This window comes from Spongiactinospora gelatinilytica, from assembly GCF_003236385.1.
GTDB lineage: Bacteria > Actinomycetota > Actinomycetes > Streptosporangiales > Streptosporangiaceae > Spongiactinospora > Spongiactinospora gelatinilytica.
Genome location: NZ_POUA01000532.1, coordinates 1 through 3,874, shown reverse-complemented (window position 1 = coordinate 3,874; position 3,874 = coordinate 1). Strand labels below are relative to the sequence as shown.

General features: G+C 71.1%; 4 protein-coding genes. 1 reads left to right on the top strand and 3 read right to left on the bottom strand.

All coding sequences use genetic code 11. The features are described from left to right. On the top strand, nt 1-1,451 hold a 1,451-nt coding region (locus tag C1I98_RS36355), incomplete at its 5' end, for an MFS transporter (protein ID WP_111171821.1). A 79-nt stretch (nt 1,452-1,530) separates the two neighbouring features. Here the strand turns inward: C1I98_RS36355 and C1I98_RS36350 are convergent. From C1I98_RS36350 to C1I98_RS36340, 3 genes are all read right to left on the bottom strand, one after another. Then, a complete protein-coding gene (locus C1I98_RS36350) occupies nt 1,531-1,926 on the bottom strand; it encodes a cold-shock protein (RefSeq protein WP_111171820.1) in 396 nt (131 codons plus the stop codon). 92 nt (nt 1,927-2,018) lie between these two features. Beyond that, on the bottom strand, nt 2,019-2,636 hold the full coding sequence (locus tag C1I98_RS36345; protein ID WP_111171819.1) for an HAD family hydrolase: 618 nt from the start codon (nt 2,634-2,636) through the stop codon (nt 2,019-2,021). Between the two features lie 537 nt (nt 2,637-3,173). After that, nucleotides 3,174-3,874: hypothetical protein (locus C1I98_RS36340; protein WP_233508484.1), on the bottom strand; the 701-nt coding region annotated here is incomplete at its 5' end.

The window sequence follows — 3,874 nt, the reverse complement described above, 5'->3', positions numbered from 1 at the left end:
CACTACGGGTCGGCAGGGCGACCAGGCGGCTCACCTATGCCCAGGGGGCGGGGCGTACCGGGCTGGGGCGGCTGATCGAGCTGAGCGCCGTCGGCGCGGCGGGCGACGCGCTGATCACCGTGGCGCTGGCCGGCACGCTGTTCTTCGGCCTGCCCGTGGACGAGGCGCGCGGCCAGGTCGCGCTCTATCTGCTGATCACGATGGCGCCGTTCGCGGTGGTCGCGCCGCTCGTCGGGCCGGCGCTCGACCGGTTCCGCTCGGCCCGGCGTTACGTGATGGCGGGCACGCTGATGGCCCGCGGGCTGTTGTGCTGGTCGATGGCCGCCGCCGTGGTCTCGGAAGACGCGGTCACGCTGTTCCCGGCGGCGCTCGGGGTACTGGTGCTGTCCAAGGCGTACAACGTGTCCCGGGCGGCGATCATGCCGAGTGTGCTGCCCGCCGACATCAGCCTGGTCACCGCGAACGCGAGGGTCGCGTTGTTCACGCTGGTCAGCGCGGGGATCGCGATCCCGATCGGCGCGGGCCTCGCGGCCTGGCTGGGCGGTGAGTGGGTGCTGCGCGGCACGCTCGTGCTGTTCATGGTGGCGGGCGTCCACGCGGTACGGCTGCCGCGTCACGTCGACGCGCCGGACGTCGAGGGCGACGAGGAGGAGGAAGAGGCCTACGGGGAGCGGCGACCGGCCCGCTGGCGGACCCTCCTCAACGTCGGCCCGGCGGTGGCCGAGGCGATGCGGGCGAACGCCGCGATCCGCCTGTTCTCCGGTTTTCTTCTGTTCTTCCTGCTCTTCGTGGTGCAGGACGGCAACCTGCCCGGCGGCCAGGGCAAAGAGACGATCATCGCGATGCTCGCCGGGGCGGCGGGCGCGGGCGGCCTGGTCGGCGCGGCGGTGGCCTCCTGGGTGCGCAACCACTCTACACAGGTCACGGTGCTGATCACGCTGGCCGTGTCCACGGTGATGGGGCTCGTGGCGGGGTTCCTCTTCAACCTGTGGACGGCGGTGGCCGTCGCGCTGATCGCGGCGTTCGCTCAGGAGCTGGGCAAACTGTCGCTCGACGCGATCGTGCAGCGGGAGATCGGCGAGGAGGTGCGGTCCTCGACGTTCGGCGTCGTGGAGGCGCTGCTCCAGATCGCCTGGGTGGCGGGCGGGCTGGCCGGCCTGATCATGTCGCTGTACTCCCGCGGCCCGGCCGCGCTGACGATCATCGCGGCCCTGATGGGCGGGACGCTGGTGTGGCTGCTGATCGGGCGGCGGCGCAGGCTGCGCGGCACGGAGGTGCGGGTGGCCGCGGCGCGGGCAGGCTCACGCCGGCACCCGGCCCCCGAAACGGCCGGGCACGCCGCCGACCCGACCGCCACGACCGCCACCGATGTCCTGCCGCGCCCTGCCGGCCGCGGCGACCGTGGCGACAACCCCGGGCACACCAAACCGCTCACCAACCCGCACGGCTGAGGGGCCGACCCCCGGCGACCCCACTGCGAACCGCGACGATCGCAACGATCCGCGACGATCCGCGGCGCGGGAGCGGCGATCAGGCGTCCAGGTCGTCGGCGACCCCGCGCAGCACCGCTGCGATTTTCTTGGCGTGCTGGGCGTCGGGGTGCTTGCCCTTCTGGTAGGAGGTCGAGATCGCGTCGAGGAGCTTTATCAGGTCTTCGACGATGACCACCATCTCGTCGGGCTTCTTCCGCTTGGTCTTGGTCTTCGTCTTGGCGAGCGACGGCGGTTGGTCCATCACTCGGACCGACAGCGCCTGCTGGCCGCGGCGGCCCTCGGCCACGCCGAACTCGACCTTCTGGCCGGGCTTGAGCGACTCGACGTCGCTCGGCAGCGCGGAGGAATGCACGAAAACCTCACCGCCGTCGTCGCGGGTGAGGAAGCCGAAACCCTTGTCGGCGTCGTACCACTTGACCTTGCCACTCGGCACAGGGGTGACCTCGTTCAGACTGTGTTTAAAGGTGAATGGATGTAGGTTATGCCCACCCGGGGCGAAGAGCGACCATGTATTTCACCGCGAAATCAGGTGAATGACGTTTCCCCTCGCCATCGCCGGAACCACGTGCCGAACTCGGTCAGATCGCCGAGGACGACGTCCGCTCCGTGCTCACGTAGTTCTCCAGCGGTGTAAGGGCCGGTGGCCACCGTGACGCTGACGGTGCCTCCCGCCCGCGCCGCCGCGATGTCCGCGACGTGATCTCCAACATATGCCGCCGCGCCGAAAGACGCGAGCGAGGCCCCCTTCTCGGCACCGAAGAGCGATCCTTCGACCGCCTCCACGGGCAGGTCGAGGGCATCGAGCGTGCGCTTCGCGTCCGCGGTGTTCTTCCCTGTGACGACGATCACGCTGCCACCGGCGTCGTGTACGGCGGCCAGAGCCTCCCTGGCTCCGGGCATGACAGACGTGGCGGGCACGGCGATCCCGGCGTACAGGTCGCGGTACAGGGCGGCGGCGGCCCGGATCTCCGCTTCGGGCAGCCAGTAGGCCAACTCCGTCTCCAGCGGCGGACCGAGGCGGGACACCACGGCGGCGGTGTCGATCGGCACTCCCAGCCGCTTGGACAACTCATCGTAGACCGCCGCGATCCCGACACGCGTATCGGCCAGTGTCAAATCCAGATCAAATCCTACGAAGCACACGGAAGCCAGGATGCCAAACGCTTGACGCGGGGTCGAAACGGCGCTCTTCCCTTGTTCCCCTGGAATCCAGGAAAATGCCTATTTATCGCCAAGGGGGGTGAGTGTAGGCGCGTGGGTGTACGAAATTGGGTCACCCACTGGCCCGGCGCCAGCAGGGCCACGAGCGCGGCGGGGCGAGCGGCGTGGCCCAGCCATCCGAGCGGGACCGCAGGCCCGGTTGCAGCGCCCTCAGTGGCCTTGCGGTCCTGGCCTCTCAGCAGGACCGCGAGCACGGCGGCAGCGTTGGCACCCCCGGCCACAGCGGGATCGCGGGCCCGGTAGCGCCGACGACAGCGGCCCCAAGAAGGTACACAAGCCGCACCGGCACCGGCAGCGCGAGCAACACCAACGCTCTCAGCAGCATTGGCACTCCCGGTCCCACCGGGGTCGCAGACGCGGCAGTGCCCGCGACAGCGGCTCCAAGCGGGTACACAGGCCGCGCCGACACTGGTGGCGCGAGCTACGCCAGCGGGCTCAGCGGCGTTAGTGGTACCGGTCTCAGCGGGGTCGTGGGCGGGGTGGGGTGAGCAGCCGGTAGGCCAGCCAGAAGACTCCGGCCGCGGTGCCCACCATGAACATGATCTCCCCGACTCTGAAGTACTCCGCTGCCAGGCCGCCCAGGTCGGCCGCGCCCTGTGCCCACCGCAGCGCCGTGACGGCGAGGCCGCCGAAGACGTAGCAGGCCACGGGCGCGCCCGCGCTGGTGAGCCGGTCGCGGAACGTCCAGCCGCCGCTCGACAGTGTGACGGCCGCGGCCGTCGCCCACGCGACGAGCGGGACCGGGAAGATCGCGATCGGGGCGAGCCGGAACGGCAGCAGCATCGCGGCGGCGATCAGCAGCAGCACGGCCAGGGCCTCGCGCGGGTATTCCTTCAGGATGGTCCGCGCGTCCCTGCCCGCGGTGGCCATCGGGTTCGCGCTCGCCATGGCCGCGCGGCGCAGCCGTACGCCGGGCAGGTTCATCCCGCGCCGCGAGCCACCGCCCCGGCCCGCCGTACGCCGCTGAACGGACCGCCTGGCGGTCCCCCGATGCCGCCGCACACCCGCAGGCACCCCGGGATCGGCCGCTCCCACCTGCCCGTCCAGGTCGTCCACCACCCGCGGATACACCGCCGTCCTGGCCCTGTCACCCCCGGGATATCCCGGCAGGACCACCGGCACCGGCTCCTCCGAACCACCCCTACGCCCCGCCCCGACAC